This is a genomic window from Pseudarthrobacter leeuwenhoeki (assembly GCF_055412885.1).
In genome coordinates, this window is the sequence record NZ_JBVAYY010000005.1 from 167893 (window position 1) to 181246 (window position 13354).

The 13354-nt window shown below is 66.9% G+C and carries 12 protein-coding genes; 2 read left to right on the forward strand and 10 right to left on the reverse strand.

The features are described 5' to 3' along the window. Positions 1-234 precede the first annotated feature (234 nt). A complete protein-coding gene (locus ACZYX4_RS06155) occupies positions 235-1596 on the forward strand; it encodes an MFS transporter (RefSeq protein WP_463874498.1) in 1362 nt (453 codons plus the stop codon). Here the strand turns inward: ACZYX4_RS06155 and ACZYX4_RS06160 are convergent. Continuing rightward, positions 1532-2626, reverse strand: a complete 1095-nt coding sequence (locus ACZYX4_RS06160) for a sigma-70 family RNA polymerase sigma factor (RefSeq protein ID WP_463874501.1) — start codon at positions 2624-2626, stop codon at positions 1532-1534. The two genes, ACZYX4_RS06155 and ACZYX4_RS06160, sit on opposite strands and share 65 nt — an antisense overlap. Positions 2627-2932: 306 nt before the next feature. On the opposite strand from ACZYX4_RS06160, the gene ACZYX4_RS06165 reads away from it, so the two are divergent. Then, positions 2933-3352: an ester cyclase gene (locus tag ACZYX4_RS06165; protein ID WP_463874503.1), complete on the forward strand. Its 420-nt coding sequence runs from the start codon at positions 2933-2935 to the stop codon at positions 3350-3352. Between the two features lie 168 nt (positions 3353-3520). Here the strand turns inward: ACZYX4_RS06165 and ACZYX4_RS06170 are convergent, their stop codons facing one another. The 9 genes from ACZYX4_RS06170 to ACZYX4_RS06210 form a co-directional block, all read right to left on the reverse strand. Next, on the reverse strand, positions 3521-4414 hold the full coding sequence (locus ACZYX4_RS06170) for a potassium channel family protein (protein WP_463874506.1): 894 nt from the start codon (positions 4412-4414) through the stop codon (positions 3521-3523). 75 nt (positions 4415-4489) lie between these two features. Beyond that, positions 4490-5293, reverse strand: coding sequence for a heliorhodopsin HeR (gene heR, locus ACZYX4_RS06175; protein WP_463874508.1), 804 nt, complete (start codon positions 5291-5293; stop codon positions 4490-4492). Positions 5294-5417: 124 nt separating this feature from the next. Beyond that, positions 5418-6485, reverse strand: a complete 1068-nt coding sequence (locus ACZYX4_RS06180) for a glycerophosphodiester phosphodiesterase family protein (protein ID WP_463874510.1) — start codon at positions 6483-6485, stop codon at positions 5418-5420. A 138-nt stretch (positions 6486-6623) separates the two neighbouring features. Further along, the gene (locus ACZYX4_RS06185; protein ID WP_463874511.1) at positions 6624-7499 is read right to left on the reverse strand and encodes an HAD family hydrolase; all 876 of its coding nucleotides are present in this window, start codon (positions 7497-7499) and stop codon (positions 6624-6626) included. Next, positions 7496-10177, reverse strand: a complete 2682-nt coding sequence (locus tag ACZYX4_RS06190; protein ID WP_463874514.1) for a phosphoribosyltransferase domain-containing protein — start codon at positions 10175-10177, stop codon at positions 7496-7498. The genes ACZYX4_RS06185 and ACZYX4_RS06190 overlap by 4 nt, the downstream gene beginning before the upstream one ends. Next, on the reverse strand, positions 10174-11355 hold the full coding sequence (locus ACZYX4_RS06195) for an HpcH/HpaI aldolase/citrate lyase family protein (RefSeq protein ID WP_463874517.1): 1182 nt from the start codon (positions 11353-11355) through the stop codon (positions 10174-10176). The genes ACZYX4_RS06190 and ACZYX4_RS06195 overlap by 4 nt, the downstream gene beginning before the upstream one ends. Before the next feature lie 35 nt (positions 11356-11390). Next, positions 11391-12275 (reverse strand): hypothetical protein, encoded by an 885-nt coding sequence (locus ACZYX4_RS06200; RefSeq protein WP_463874518.1) that lies wholly within the window; start codon positions 12273-12275, stop codon positions 11391-11393. Between the two features lie 2 nt (positions 12276-12277). Then, complete coding sequence (locus ACZYX4_RS06205) at positions 12278-12820, reverse strand: TerD family protein (protein WP_463874587.1); 543 nt, start codon at positions 12818-12820, stop codon at positions 12278-12280. An 8-nt stretch (positions 12821-12828) separates the two neighbouring features. Further along, a complete protein-coding gene (locus ACZYX4_RS06210) occupies positions 12829-13347 on the reverse strand; it encodes a hypothetical protein (RefSeq protein ID WP_463874520.1) in 519 nt (172 codons plus the stop codon). Positions 13348-13354: the final 7 nt, after the last annotated feature.

A 13354-nucleotide genomic window follows, 5' to 3' on the forward strand; every position in this document is an offset into this window, starting at 1 on the left:
TCCGCGGGCCCGAGCACTGGCACATCCACGACGTCATCGCCCGTATAGCGTGATGCCGGCGTCACGGGAGGCAGTCTTTTCGGTTGCCGTCGTGGGGAGCTCCCCGGAATTCCGGGGGTTCCCCGCGTCACGCAGGGCCAAAAGCCTGCCCTGCGTGACGCGTCAGCCGGTCCGGCGCGGCGGAATCTGGTGTCCGGTTCGATTTTGGCCGGCACCGTGGGACAGACTGTTGCCGTGAGCAACTCTCCCCGGACGGGCCTCGCCGTCGCCGGACTCAGCCTGGGCACGGCCCTGAACCCGCTGAACTCCTCGATGATCGCTGTCGCCCTGGTGGTGCTGCGCGCTGATTTCGGGCTCGACGTCGCCACCGTCACCTGGGTGATCACCTCCTTCTACCTCACCTCCGCGGCGGGCCAGCCGCTCATGGGCCGGTTCGCGGACCGCTTCGGCCCGCGGCGGCTGTTCATGATCGGCATGGCGCTGGTGGCCGTGACCTGCGCTCTGGCCCCGTTCGCGCCGAACTTCGCCGTGCTCTGCGTGGCCCGCGCCGTCATGGCCCTCGGCACGGCCGCCGCCTACCCGAGCGCCGTGGTGATGGTCGGCGTGCTGGCGAAGCAGGCGAACGTGAAGTCCACGCGGCCGCTGGGCCGGATCCAGATGGCCAACACCTCCGCGGCGGCCGTCGGGCCGGTGGTGGGCGGCCTGCTGGTGGGCTTCGTCGGCTGGGAGGCCCTGTTCCTTATCAACGTCCCGCTGGCCCTGGCCGCGATTCTCCTGGTCCGCCGCTTCGCCCCGGCAGACCAGGACCGGGAACACGGCCGGGCCTCGGAGCTGCTGCGGGACTCGGACATCCCCGGCATCCTGGCCTTCATCGGTTCCATGGTTTTGGTGATGATGGCACTGCTCAACGTGCTGCCGGCCTTCCGCTGGTGGCTGCTCGGCGGAGGCACCCTGCTGGCCGTGCTCTTCGTGTGGCGCGAACTGCGCTTCGCCCCGCCGTTCCTGGACCTGCGGCTGCTGGGCAGGAACCGGCCGCTGCTGCTGGTCTATCTGGGGTTCGCCCTGTTCAGCGCCGTCTACTACTTCGCCTTCTTCGGCCTGCCGCAGCTGCTGCAGGAAGCCGGCGGCTACGAGCCCGCCGTCGTCGGCCTGCTGATGCTGCCGCTGGCCGCGATGTCGGTGGTGGTGACGCCGGTCGCGGTCCGTGCCATCGACCGGATCGGGGTCAAACGGGTGCTGGTCTCCGGCGTCGTTCTGCTCATGATGGCCTCCGCGACCATGTGGCTGCTGACCGCCTCGTTCGCCATCCCGCTGGTGCTGGCGCTGACCGCGTTCCTGGGCGTGCCGTACGGGGTGGCCAGCATCGCCTACAACCAGGGCATGTACCTCTCCACCCGGCCGGAGGAGCGGGGCGTGGCCGCCGGGATCTTCCAGACCTGCCGGTATCTCGGGGCGATCACGGCCACCGTGCTGATCGGCATCTTCTACGGCACCGGCGTGAACCAGGCCAACTGGGGGCTCATGGTGTTTGTCATGCTGGGACTCGGCGCGGTGGTGTTCGTGGTGTCGCTGCTCTGGCGGGAGCGACGAGGCTGAGGGCCGCCGGCGCGGACTCCGACGCCGTCTCAGACTCCGTCTCCCCGCCGGATGGGCGCTCGCCGTCAACGTGATACTGCCGCAGGACGTTGGACCGGGACGGGTCCTTGAGCTTCTCCATCGCTGCGGCCTCGATCCGGCGGACGCGGTCTCGGGTCATCCCAAAAACTTTCGCCACCGCGTCCAGGGTTTCCGCTCCGCCGCCCGCCAGGCCGAAGCGCATCGCAATGACCCGGGCCTCCCGGTCCTCGAGCGTGCCGAGTGCGGCCTGTAGCTGCGCCTGCATCTGTTGATGGAAGAGCGCATCGGCCGCGTCGGGCGCGGAGGAATCCCACAACTGCTCGGCCAAGGCTTCGGTTCCACCCTTGCCGTCAGGCACCTGCCAGTCCAACGAACAAACTGGCTGGTCCAGGGTCAGCAGACACTCAATCTTTTCGATCGAATTGTGGGTCAGCTGGCTGAGGTCTTCCGTGCTGCACACGGTCCCTGTCATGGCGGCCGTCCGTTGTGCTGACCGGACTTTCTGCAGCTGATTGACGACGTCACCAGGCAGCCGGATCAGTCGGGCCTGGTCAGCCAGCGCCCGGGTGATGGCGCTCCGGATGTGCCACGTGGCGTGGGTGGAGAATCTGAAACCCCTGGTGAAGTCGAACGTGCGGACGGCCTTGTGCAGCCCAAGGTTTCCTTCCTGGATCACGTCCTCAAAATCAAGGCCCCGGTGGGTGTGGTGCTTGGCGATCGACACCACGAGCCGGAGGTTGGCGAGGAGCAGCGCCTCGACGGCACGCTTGCCCAGAAGGACCATGGCCCGAAGCTCCCGTTCGTCCTGACCGGGCCGCGGTGTATTCGCCAGGAGATGTTCCGCGAAAAGCCCGGCCTCGATCTGTTGCGCCAGTTCCACTTCCTGCCCGGCGGTGAGCAGGCCGTAGTGGCCGAGCCGGCGCAGGTAGTCCCCGACGGCGTCGTCGGTGACCCCGCCGCTGGGCGAGGAAGTAGTGGTGACGATTGCCTCGTGGATCCGGTCAGCCATGTCAGCCCCTGTCGGACGGTTCAAGCTCTTGAACGCAGACTACGTGGCCGGTGTGACAATATCCGGGGCACGGGCGGACCCTGCAAAGGCGGTAGCCAAGGCATCTTGACAGGCTCGAAAACCCGGCATAGGTTCTGCCTTAACAGGGCATTTCGCCCGTTCCACACCACTTTTCCACAGTCATTGTCGGCGCTCCGCGCGGGGCACACTGCCAGGAATGGCAGCCTGACGGCGTGGGTTTGTGCGGCGTGCCCGATCAACGCGCTGGGGGATCCCATTCGGTCTCTCGCCCATAAGGAGTCGGAAATGTCTGAAGGTATTGGTCTGTTAGAGCGGTTCTACAGGGATGTCATGGAGAACGGAAATCTCGCTCTCATCGATGAGATGGCGACGGAAAGCTACGTCGATCACGAAGAGGGCCTCCCGGGACAACCCGCCGGCAAAGAGGGGGTGAAATTCTTCGTGACCACGATGCGGTCGGCTTTCCCGGATATCAAGGTCAAGGAGATCGCGCCCTCCATGAGCGCCGGAAACATGGAGGCGGGCCACGTCGTCCTGACGGGCACCCATCGTGGAGAATTTGCCGGCATCCCGGCAACGGGCAGGAGCGTCGAGTTCGACTGCACTGACATCATCCGTGTCGAGGAGGGCCGGGTGGCCGAGCACTGGGGCACCACGGACAACATGGCCCTCATGCAGCAGATCGGCGCCATGGCTATGGCCTGAGTCAAAACGACGCGCGACGGCGGCCGGCAAGACCGCCGCCGGGCACGGACAGAGGCTGTCCACGTTCCAGCTGGAAACGCGGACAGCCTTTCGATTGCTCTGTTTGCTCCGTTGCATCAGGCGGCCTGTGATGTGCCCGGACCTCAAGGCACAGCAAAAGCCGTGACGCTAGTTCGTGTCCGGATCCCCAGGCCGCAGGTGCCGGTGGTGCAGCTTGTAGCTGTCGAACACATCGGAGGAGGTGGTTCCTGAATGGCCGAAGTTGCCGCGAAGGACCTCCGCGAGTCCGTCCAGCGCTGCGTGAAGCATCCGGCCGGCGAACTGGAGTTCAGAGTTGTCGCTTCGCTGGGCCTGGGATGCCAGCTCCTGGGCGTAGGCAACTGTGGCCGGCAGGGAGCCGCGCTGGTCGACTTCACGGAAATAGTAGGTTTCATGGAACGCGAGCAGGTCGATGCTCACCAAAGCCACGTTTCCGGCCATAGACTCCAGCAGCCCGGCAGCATGCCGGGGTTCCAAAGACAGCACCCCTGCAGGACCTGCAGCCTCCCTGAACAGGTTCAGCTCGTGGGCGAGGGCCCTGCGGCGGTTGAGGGCCGGGTACATCTGCAGGATCCAGGTGACCGTTGCTGTCAGCAAGCCGAAACCGGTGACGGCCTGCAGGGCCACCACCAGCCTGAGCAGCGGTCCCGCCGGCACGATTTCGCCGAACCCCACAGTGGAAAGCGTGACCAGGGAGATGTAGAGCGCTTCGGCGAAGTCGGCCCGCTGCGGCACCCCGGCACCGTGAATAAAACCGTCCGGCAAATGGGGCAAGTACAGCAGGGCCCACCCCAGAGCTGCCAGGGCTGCCCAGGCGCCAATGACGGCGGCCATGGCCAAAGGTGCTGCGATGAACGAGCCCCGGCCCCGCAGTTTTCTGGCCACCAGCCAGAATCCGCGCATGATCGCCCGCCCTACAGGCCCAGAACCGTGCGGGTAGAGGAGCGTACGAAATACGTCAACGAGCATCAGCAGAACCAGCCCGGCCCCCAAAATTGTCCAGAGCGTGCCCTCGAAGTCCATGCCTCATCTTACGGGCGGCACTGCTTCGAAACCGCCATGGACATCACGGGACTGGCTGACGCCTCCGCGGGGCGGTCAGCTGGTCAAGGCCGGGATGATGGCGCCCGAGAACACCTGCCAGGCGAGGGCGGTCTTGGCGAAGAGGCTGAGAGTGATGTAGACCCGTTCGCCGTAGAGGTAGTCGCGCCACGGACCCACCTGGCGGTATTGGAGCCACTGGTTGATCGCGAAGGTGTTGAAGAACAGGAACAGCGAGATGATGATGCCGTAGACGAAGGCGGGCGGCCCTACCGTGCTCGTCGACCCGGGGGAAAGGAAATAGATCAGGATCGCGATCCAGGGCACCACCCCGGCCAGGGACCCCAAAATGAAGGGCAGGAAATTGCCGCTGCCAGGTTTCTCGTATTTTTCCTGCAGTGCACCGAAACCGATCATCGCGGCATTGGCGGCGAAGAGTGAGAGCAGGGCGGCGATATCGGAGATCCCTGTGGTCTGGGCGATGAGCCAGATCATCACGGACGAACTGAGCGAGTACTCGACCCAGCGGAAGTAGTTGTGGTTCGCCCTGAGCCCGGCACCGTAGCGCGGGAAGAACAGGGGCGACGCCACGGCGAAGTGGAACAGCGCTGAAAGGGCGAGGAACACGACAACACCCGCACCCACGTTGACGGCAAAGAGTTCCACGCGCTCAGGTGGTACCGGGAAGCCGGGAGGACCCGCCAGGTAGTCCGCGGTCACACCAAAAGTGACCTGGGTGCTCAGCATGGTGAGGACGATCGCAAAGCCGATGGCCTGGACGAGGTGAAGAGTGCCAGCCACAAGGTTGTAAGGGCGAAGACGGCGGATGCTGTCATCGGCGGTCCGGGTTGTGCGCGCCATGGGTGCTCCTCGATGAGCCTGCGAACAGTACGTGTTGCCCACGATAGCAGTTAGGCGCCCGCGCGTGGTCGTGTCCCGGGAGCGGGCGCCTCCCGCCGTCGTCGTGCGTTTAGACCTTCGGTGACTATGCCTTGGGCAGCTTCAGTCCGCGCTCTTCCATAACGGTGCGCAGGCGGGTGGGGTAGTCACTGATGATGCCGTCCACGCCGAGATCCATCAGGCGGTGCATGTCCGCCGTGGTGTTCACGGTCCAGGGGATGACCGGCAGGCCGAGTTCGTGGGCCTCCGCGATCATGCCGGGGGTGACGGAGCGGAAGGCGGGGGAGATGACGTCGTAGCCCTGGGCTGCCGCGGCCTTGGCGAGGGATCCGCCGTAGGTGTCGATGTCGATGCCGCCGAGGTTGGGGCTGGCGCCGGGCTGGCCGACCGCAAGCCAGGCGTCGCCGCTGGACAGGGCAACGAGCGGCAGCTCCGGGGCGATCTCCTTGGTCAGGTTCAGCGATGACCAGTCGAACGACTGCACCGTGGTGCGGTCCGCCATGCCGGAGGCCTGGATTTCGGAGACCACGGCCTTGGTCAGCGCCACCATGCCCTCGCCGCCGATCTGGCTGCTTTCCACCTTGGTCTCGATGTTGAGGCGGACCTTCTTGGCGCCGGAGTCGCGCACCAGCGCGAACACGTCCTTGAGCTCAGCGATCCGGTTTCCCTCGATCACGTCCTGCTCCGGGTACCCCTTCAACTGGATGAACCCGCAGTCCAGCGTCTTGACCTGGGCCAGCGACAGCTCGGCAACCCGGTCGCCGACATACGGGAAGGCGGCGTCGCCCGGTGCAGCCGGCGCAGTGTCCACGCACTTGTCGGCCTGGATGGTGTCGTCGTGCCAGACGATGGTCTTGCCGTCCGAGGTCAGGTGGGTGTCCAGTTCCAGGGTGGTCACGCCCAGCTTCAGGGAGTTGGCGAAGGCGGCCAGGGACTCCTCGGTCCACTCGCCGCGGCCTCCCCGGTGTGACTGGAGGTCAAAGGAACCGTTGCTCTCGTTGGTCTTGATGCCGGTTTTTGCCTGGACGGCAGCCGTTGCTGAAGTGTTCGACGACGGCGCGGGGCCGGCTTCGGCGTGTGAAGCGGCGACGGCGGGGCCCGCCAGGGAGGCGATGAGCGCGGCGGTGGCCGCGGCAGTCAGGACTGTGCGCATGGTGGTGGTTCCTCCTGGGTGACGGTTACCGGCGCTGCGCCGGCAACCCGACAACCCTAGGGAGGCGAGATGGACTGCTGTGTTCAGGGAACTGGACCCCGGGTGAATACTTCATCGACGGCGTCCGGCGGAGACGGCTTAGGGCCGCCCTCCACTCGACGCCAGAGCAGAGGGGCGCGGGGTTACGGCTTCCGCCAGGATGCCGCTGACGAAACGCAGTATCTCCTCGCCCGCCAGGACACCGGACGCCGACGTCACCGTCAGGTTCGGCCGGGAGAAGCCGTCGCTGTCGAGTTCGCCGTGCGACGGGCGGATGGCGATGTCGGCCAGCTCAAGAATGCCCGCATCCAGCCGCGAGTCGCCCGCGGCTACAAGAAGACCTGCCCCGCTCCGCCGCCGGACCTCATCCACCGCGGCTTCCTTGGTGATGGGGGCCGGCACGCAGTAGAGCTTCCGTCCCTGCAAGGAAATGGTCCAGCCGCGGGCGTTGCACCAGGCGCCGAGCTCGTCCAGGTACGCGTCGGGCATCGCCTGACGGTCCACGATCGAGTACACAAAGACGTCTTCGGCGGTGCGGACCCTCAGGATTGCGGGGTTTGCCCCGCTGCCCGTCAGATGGCCCAGCACGTCGTCCAGGGGCGCACAATCTGCCCCCAGGGACCGCTGGATGTGGCGCGACCAGTCGCGGTCCGGCTCGCCGTCGTGCAGGAGCACGGCGCCGTTCGTCGTCACGGCGTACCCCTGGCCGAAGCCAGGCAGCCGCACGCGGGTGAACTGGGCCTGGGTGCGGGTGGTGACGGGCACGAAGACGCTCCGCCCCACGATCCCTTCCAGCAATTCCTCCGCGGCCCGGGTCATGAAGGACAGCGGTGCCGCGTCATAGACTTCGGCGACCACCATCCGGGGCGCCTGGTGGTCGCTTCCCACCAGGGCCATGGAGTTCGCCGAGTAGATCAAGGTCCGGTCCAGGTCGCTGGCCACCATCACCGGGGCGGCGCTTGGGTGAACGCTCATACGTCGGCCACCGCCTTGCCGTCTGCGCCGGTCGCTCCCGGTGTGTGGATCGGGTGGATCAGTCCGACACAGCTGTAGGCCAGGCCCGGAACCTCCAGCACCTCGACGCCGCGCTGTTCGGCCAGGTGCAGCACGTGGGCGAGCTCCGGCATGGCGTCAGGGTGCACCAGCACTTTCCAGGGCACGCGCCGCAGGAGGACCCTCGTGGTTTCGCCGACGCCAGGTTTGACGAGGTTCACGTTATTAATCCCGAAACTGCGGCTGATCTCCTCGACGGCGGACCATCCGGACCAGTCTGCTTCCGGGAGCTCCGCGATGTTTGAGGGGGAGTGGGCTGCTGCCCGGAGGACGTCGTCGCGAACGCCGGGGAACTGGGCCGTGACCGCTGACAGGAAGTCGTTGGAGACGTCGCTGCCGGAGAGCTCCGAGTAGAACTTGGCCCCGTGGAAATCGCCGGGCCCGATCAGCGCCTTGTTGTACACGGTGCGTGAGACGAGACCGGAGACAGTCGAGTTCAGGCAGGCCGAGGGGACCAGATAATCCTCCCGCGTGCCGAAGATCCGCACGCAGTGCCCCGGGTCCGCGAGGACCGCAAGGTCCGGCCGGAACGCCGGCCCGTCGGTCTGCCGGAAGAGGTCGACGGCGGCGGCGAGCTCGCGGGCGATCGCTCCCTTCCCGGTCCAGCCGTCGACGAACATAACATCCTCCGGGCGGTGCCGGGAGGCGAGATAGCCGAGTGCGGTCTGGTCGATGCCGAGCCCGCGAACGATGCTGATGGCATAGTGCGGCAGCTTCAGTCCGTGGACTTCCCAGGCCCACCGCTTCATCAGAATTCCCACGGGGGTTCCGGCGCGGGCGAGGGACACCAGCACGGGCGCGTCGCCGCGCAGCTTCAGGACCTGCTCGGTGAGCGTCCCGACGGCGTGGGCGATCCGGCCGGCCGAGCCTTCCAGCGCGTCCTGGAACAAGGCGCTGTACTCGGGCGAGGGTTCGAATTCCTGCGGCAGCGATTCGGCGTAACTGGCCTTCCCGGACTGGATCGCGGCTTCACGCTCGGCCTTGGGCGCTTCCAGCTGCGCAGAACTCAGGTCCTTCAGCAGCCACTCCACGTCCTCCGGCAGATAGGAGCCAAACGCGGGCCCGGTCAGCGGCGGCGGGAACGTTGACTGGACCGGCAGCAGAACAAGCCGGACGTCGTCGGTGCTGCCGGCAACGGCCTCGGCGATCCTGCCGGGGGACAGGAGCCCGGACTCCGCGGTGCCGGGTTCCGCCATGATCACCACAGTGTCGAAGCGCCCTTCGGGGTGCATGAAGTTGTAGGCAAACCGCGGCCCGAGCCCGTCCGGGGCGTCGTCGTCGCTGTCAAAGGAAATCGCGGAACGGATCGCGTAGCCCGGTTCATCCAACGCGGCGATCGGTGAGCGGGTACTGGTGGAATAGCGGATGTCGGCGTCAGGGCGCAGGTCCTGCAGCCGGGCGGCGACCGCCAGGGGCAGGGCCATGAATTCCTCCGTGGCGAGGACCAGCACCCGGGCTCCCGCCCCGGCGCTGCTGCCGAGGTCCGCGGCCAGGGCGTCTGCGATGAGGGCCGCCTGGTCCGGATCGGGACGCCCGGCCACGCCGAAGCGGGCGCTGCGGATTGGCGGCACGATTCCGTTCAGGTCGACCACCTGGATCCGGCCGGGGCCGGGGACCGCTGAGCCGGGGAGGGGGAGCGGGAGGCTGCTGATCAGGTCCGCGGCGTCCGCAGCGAGCGTTTCCGGCAGGTCGATGCTGCCCTGCGCCAGTGCCACGGCGCTGATTGTGGTGCCGAGTTCGTGTGCCAGGTCATCCAGGCGGCTCCGGTCTGCCGCGGAGCGCAGGTCCACCAGGGAGGCGACAACGTACTGGCGGTGCGGGGCTGTGCGGTGCAGTTCGCGGATGGTGTTGATGATTGTGGCGCCGGTGCTCAATTCGTCATCCACGAGGACCACGGTGCCGGCCAGGTCCAGGGCGGCACGGCTGGTCGGCAGCAGCTGATGGGAGGTTGCATGCGAATGCACTTCCTCGAACGCGCCGTACGGCTCCACCCCGCTGCTGCTCTGCCGGGTGGAGTGGATGTAGTAGGTGCCCAGTTGACCGGCCACCAGCTGGCCCAGCCCGGTCGCGGTTTCCGCGTAACCGATGGTCACGACGCCGGGCAGTTCTGTCTGGTGTCGGGCGAGCAGGTCGCACAGGTCTGTCACGGCGGCCATCCGGGTGCGCCGTTCGTCCTGGTCCGGGGCGGTCCCGCCGTCCGGGCATGATTTCCCGTCCAGCAGGCGCCCCAGCCGGTCCACGGCCTCGTCGATGACGGCGCCCAGCGATTCGGCGCTCAGCGATCCTGCGGGTGTGTCCGGGCCGGGCGCGTTCAGGCCGGAGGCGTCGGGACCGGAGGCTGTGGGGACCTGGAGTTCCCGGATGACCAGGAGCCCCAGCAGCTGGCCCGCCGACGTCGCGATCCCGGGTTCGGTGGGGACGTGCTTGGCGAGCACCCGGGAGACCAGCAGATGGGCCCGTTTGGGATTGCGCCGCAGCGCCAGCCCGACCAGGGCCTTCACCGGCAGCACGCTGCGGCCGGGATCTGAGGCCACGTCGACGCCGAGGGCGTCGCGCACGTAACCGCCGCTCCAGGGGGCATCCGTCAAGAGTTGCTTCACCGCATGCTCGCTTCCAGTAGTTCGACAAAATTGACGCCGGGCCTCGCGACCCCGAAGGCCCTGGCACGCAGCAGGGTGCGCTCCGCCCAGGCACGGTGGGGCTTCGCTTCATTCATCTTGTTCCCATAGGACGACGCCTTCACGCCTCCCCCTGAGCTCCCGGTAATGTCCAGGGCATCGAGGTATTCCTCGTGGCTCACGACGCACATGGCGTGCACCACGGGCACGTGGCTGGGATGGATGACCGTCTTGCCCAGCAGTCCGTTCGCGAGATCCAGTTCGATCTCCCGAATCAGGCCGTCCAGATTGTCCAGCAGGATGCGCTTGCGGAGCCGGCCCTCGTTGACGGCTTCGAACGGGGTGGACCGCAGTTGGGGCCGCAGGATCCGTTCTGTGTTGACGAAGTGTTCCCAGACGGGGCCGGAGATGACCCAGCCGTCCTGCGGGCGGCCGAAGATGTTCACAATGTCGCCAATAATGTTCGCGACCACCTTGACGTTGTAGATGGTCAGGTCGCGGGAACGCCGCAGGCCGAAGGCACTGGACATGTCCGTGGCACCGATCCGGACGCACAGCACCAGGTCACGGAACTCCTCGATGAGGGCCAGGTTGTCCGTCAGGACACGGACGCGTGACTCCAGATGGGTTGTCGAAAGGTCCTCGATGATCGGCATCGCCCTGAGGGGGTGTTCCTTGGAGTCCCCGGTGCGTCCGGCTTCGAAGTTCAACAGCTGCAGTGCCGTCAGGAAGGCGCGCCCGCGGCCTGTCTCGTTCTCGAACTTGGGCAGGACGAAGCCGTAGACGACGCCGAGAGCGGCACCTGCCCGGCGTCCGACGTCGAGCAGCTGTTCGGGCGTACGGCACCGGATGAAAATCAGAGGGAGCCCGTCAGGATCGTCCAGCGACAGTTCCTCCAGGGCAGCGAGCAGGTTCTCCTCCGCGGCGGGCACGTCCTCGTCGGGCACGGCGTCTTCGAGGCAGATGACGGTGCTGAGGCAACCTGCCTCGGCTTGTTTCCGGATTCCGGCTGCCAGTGAGCTTCTCGTGGCCGGCGAGTAGAGGGTGGCACCCAGTGCGACGGCCAGCAGGCCGGGGTCCGAGGTGCGGTGAAGGAGTTCGGGGCGCAGGTGGAAGAGCCGATCCCTGACGGATTCGGCCAAGACATTGAAGTGCTGCATCGTCCCTTAGCTGGTATCAGTAGTGTGCTGCCGGATCAGCGCTGGAGGACCCGTTGGTCCAGTGGAATGGTCATGGTGAAACCGAAGATAGCCCAGATGGCTGCGTCGGAGGCGTCTGCAGGGACGAACTCGGCGCGGATTTCCAGAACCGCGCCAACCCGCACGACGTACAGAACGCTCCGCAACCCGGCATCGTTCCGGGCAGCAACCGTAGCGGCCGCGCCGTCGAAGACTCCGACTGTCAGCGGGGTTTCTCCCGCGACGAACAGGAGGCGCCGAATGAGCCCGACGTGGCGCAGGGACACGATGCCGGCCCCGTCCTGCACGCCGGCCAGGGGCCGGTTTCCGGGAGTGAGGACGGCGGTGCCGGCCTTGTGCCCTTCCTCGTGGTGGGCACCTGTGGTGAGCTTCTGGTCCTCCCAGGCCACCGAGCGAGCCCCGGCCACCAGGAGTGAGCCAATCGCGGATTGCCTGGCGTTCAGGCGCACCACCGGGTTGGCTTCCCCCAACTCGCGGACGCTGCCAAATTCCGGGGCCGGGAACAGCCGGTCCGACCCCGCCGGAGCGGGCCGGGGCCCCGGCGTTGAAGCCGCTGAGGCCTTCGCAGGCGGCGTGGACGGTGTGGACGGCCGGCTGGTACCGAGAGTGAGTCCGCCGGAACCCGCGGGCGGCGCGGACGGTGTGGACGGCCGGCTGGTACCGAGGGTGAGTCCGCCGGAACCCGCGGGCGGCGTGGACGGTGTGGACGGCCGGCTGGTACCGAGGGTGAGTCCGCCGGAACCCGCCGGGCTGGCACCGGGGTTTGGGGACGGGGCGGTGCTGGCCGAAGGGGGCCGGGTGGGCTCCGGTTGCACCGCCGCCTTTCGGCGCCGGCTGAGGTAGGGGAGGTCGGTCCGCAGCGCGGTTCGATTCAACGCCATGCTCAGAGCTTCAACTTGAAGTCGGCGGCAACGGCTGCGAGCCCGGCCTCATAGCCTTGACCGAGGGCACGGAACTTCCAGCCCCCCGAGTGCCGGTAAAGCTCCCCGAGAATCATGGCGTTGATCTTGTCGAGGTTCCCCCGCGGAACCGTGAAGCGCACCAGCTCCCGGTTTTGTTCGGTGGCGACCCGCAGGTAGGCGTCTTTGACCGCGGCGAACGTACCGGGGCCCCGCACTTCCGGATCCACGTACAGCAGCACGGCGATTTTGTGGACCGCGTCGGGCACCCGGCTGAGGTCGACGTCGATCTGTTCCTGGTCGTCCGCTCCGGCGAAGGAAATGCTGCCATCAGGGCTGGCGATCTGGTTGAAGAACACCAGATGGTCATCCGAAATGGCGCGGCCGTCGGTCCCGCACATGATCACCATGGGCACCAGCTCGGCTTGCGGGCCCCGGCTTGGGACCATGTCCCAGCCGATTCCCAGCAGCACTTTCTCCAGTCCGGGGTTCTCAGCAGTGAGGGGGGCGTTGCTGCCCGCGACCATAGAAGCCACTAGCGTCCTTCCAGATGAAGACCATCAATATCAAATTTGTCCCGGAGGAACTGGCCGTGGACTGCCAGTTCGGTAATGGCCCCCGTACGGACCTGGTTGTCCAGGTTCTTGACGGTGGAGTAGAGCACGTCGAACTGTTCCAGCAACCCCGTTGTCTCGACCGAATCGTCCCGCCACGACCCGGCGGCCAGCATCAGATAGGCCCGCAGCGGGGACGGCAGATAGTCGGTGATGACGGCATTCAGCAGGACACGCTGCTCGGTCGACGCCCCGGACCGGCCGATGTAGCCGATAAGGGCGCGCAGTATGTCGGCCAACTGCAGCACCTGTGACACCACGAGGGGAGGCAGCTCGACGCCGTTGGCCAGTACCATCCGCCGCAGCTCCTCGAGCGCGGCGGCGGTGACTGTCAGCTCGTCCGCAGCCGGATCGATGGCGGGAGATTCGGCACCGGGGACGGCGGCGGAGCGGGATTCCGCTCCGCCGCCAAACAGCGAACCTAAGAATTTTGCGACCATAGCCCGT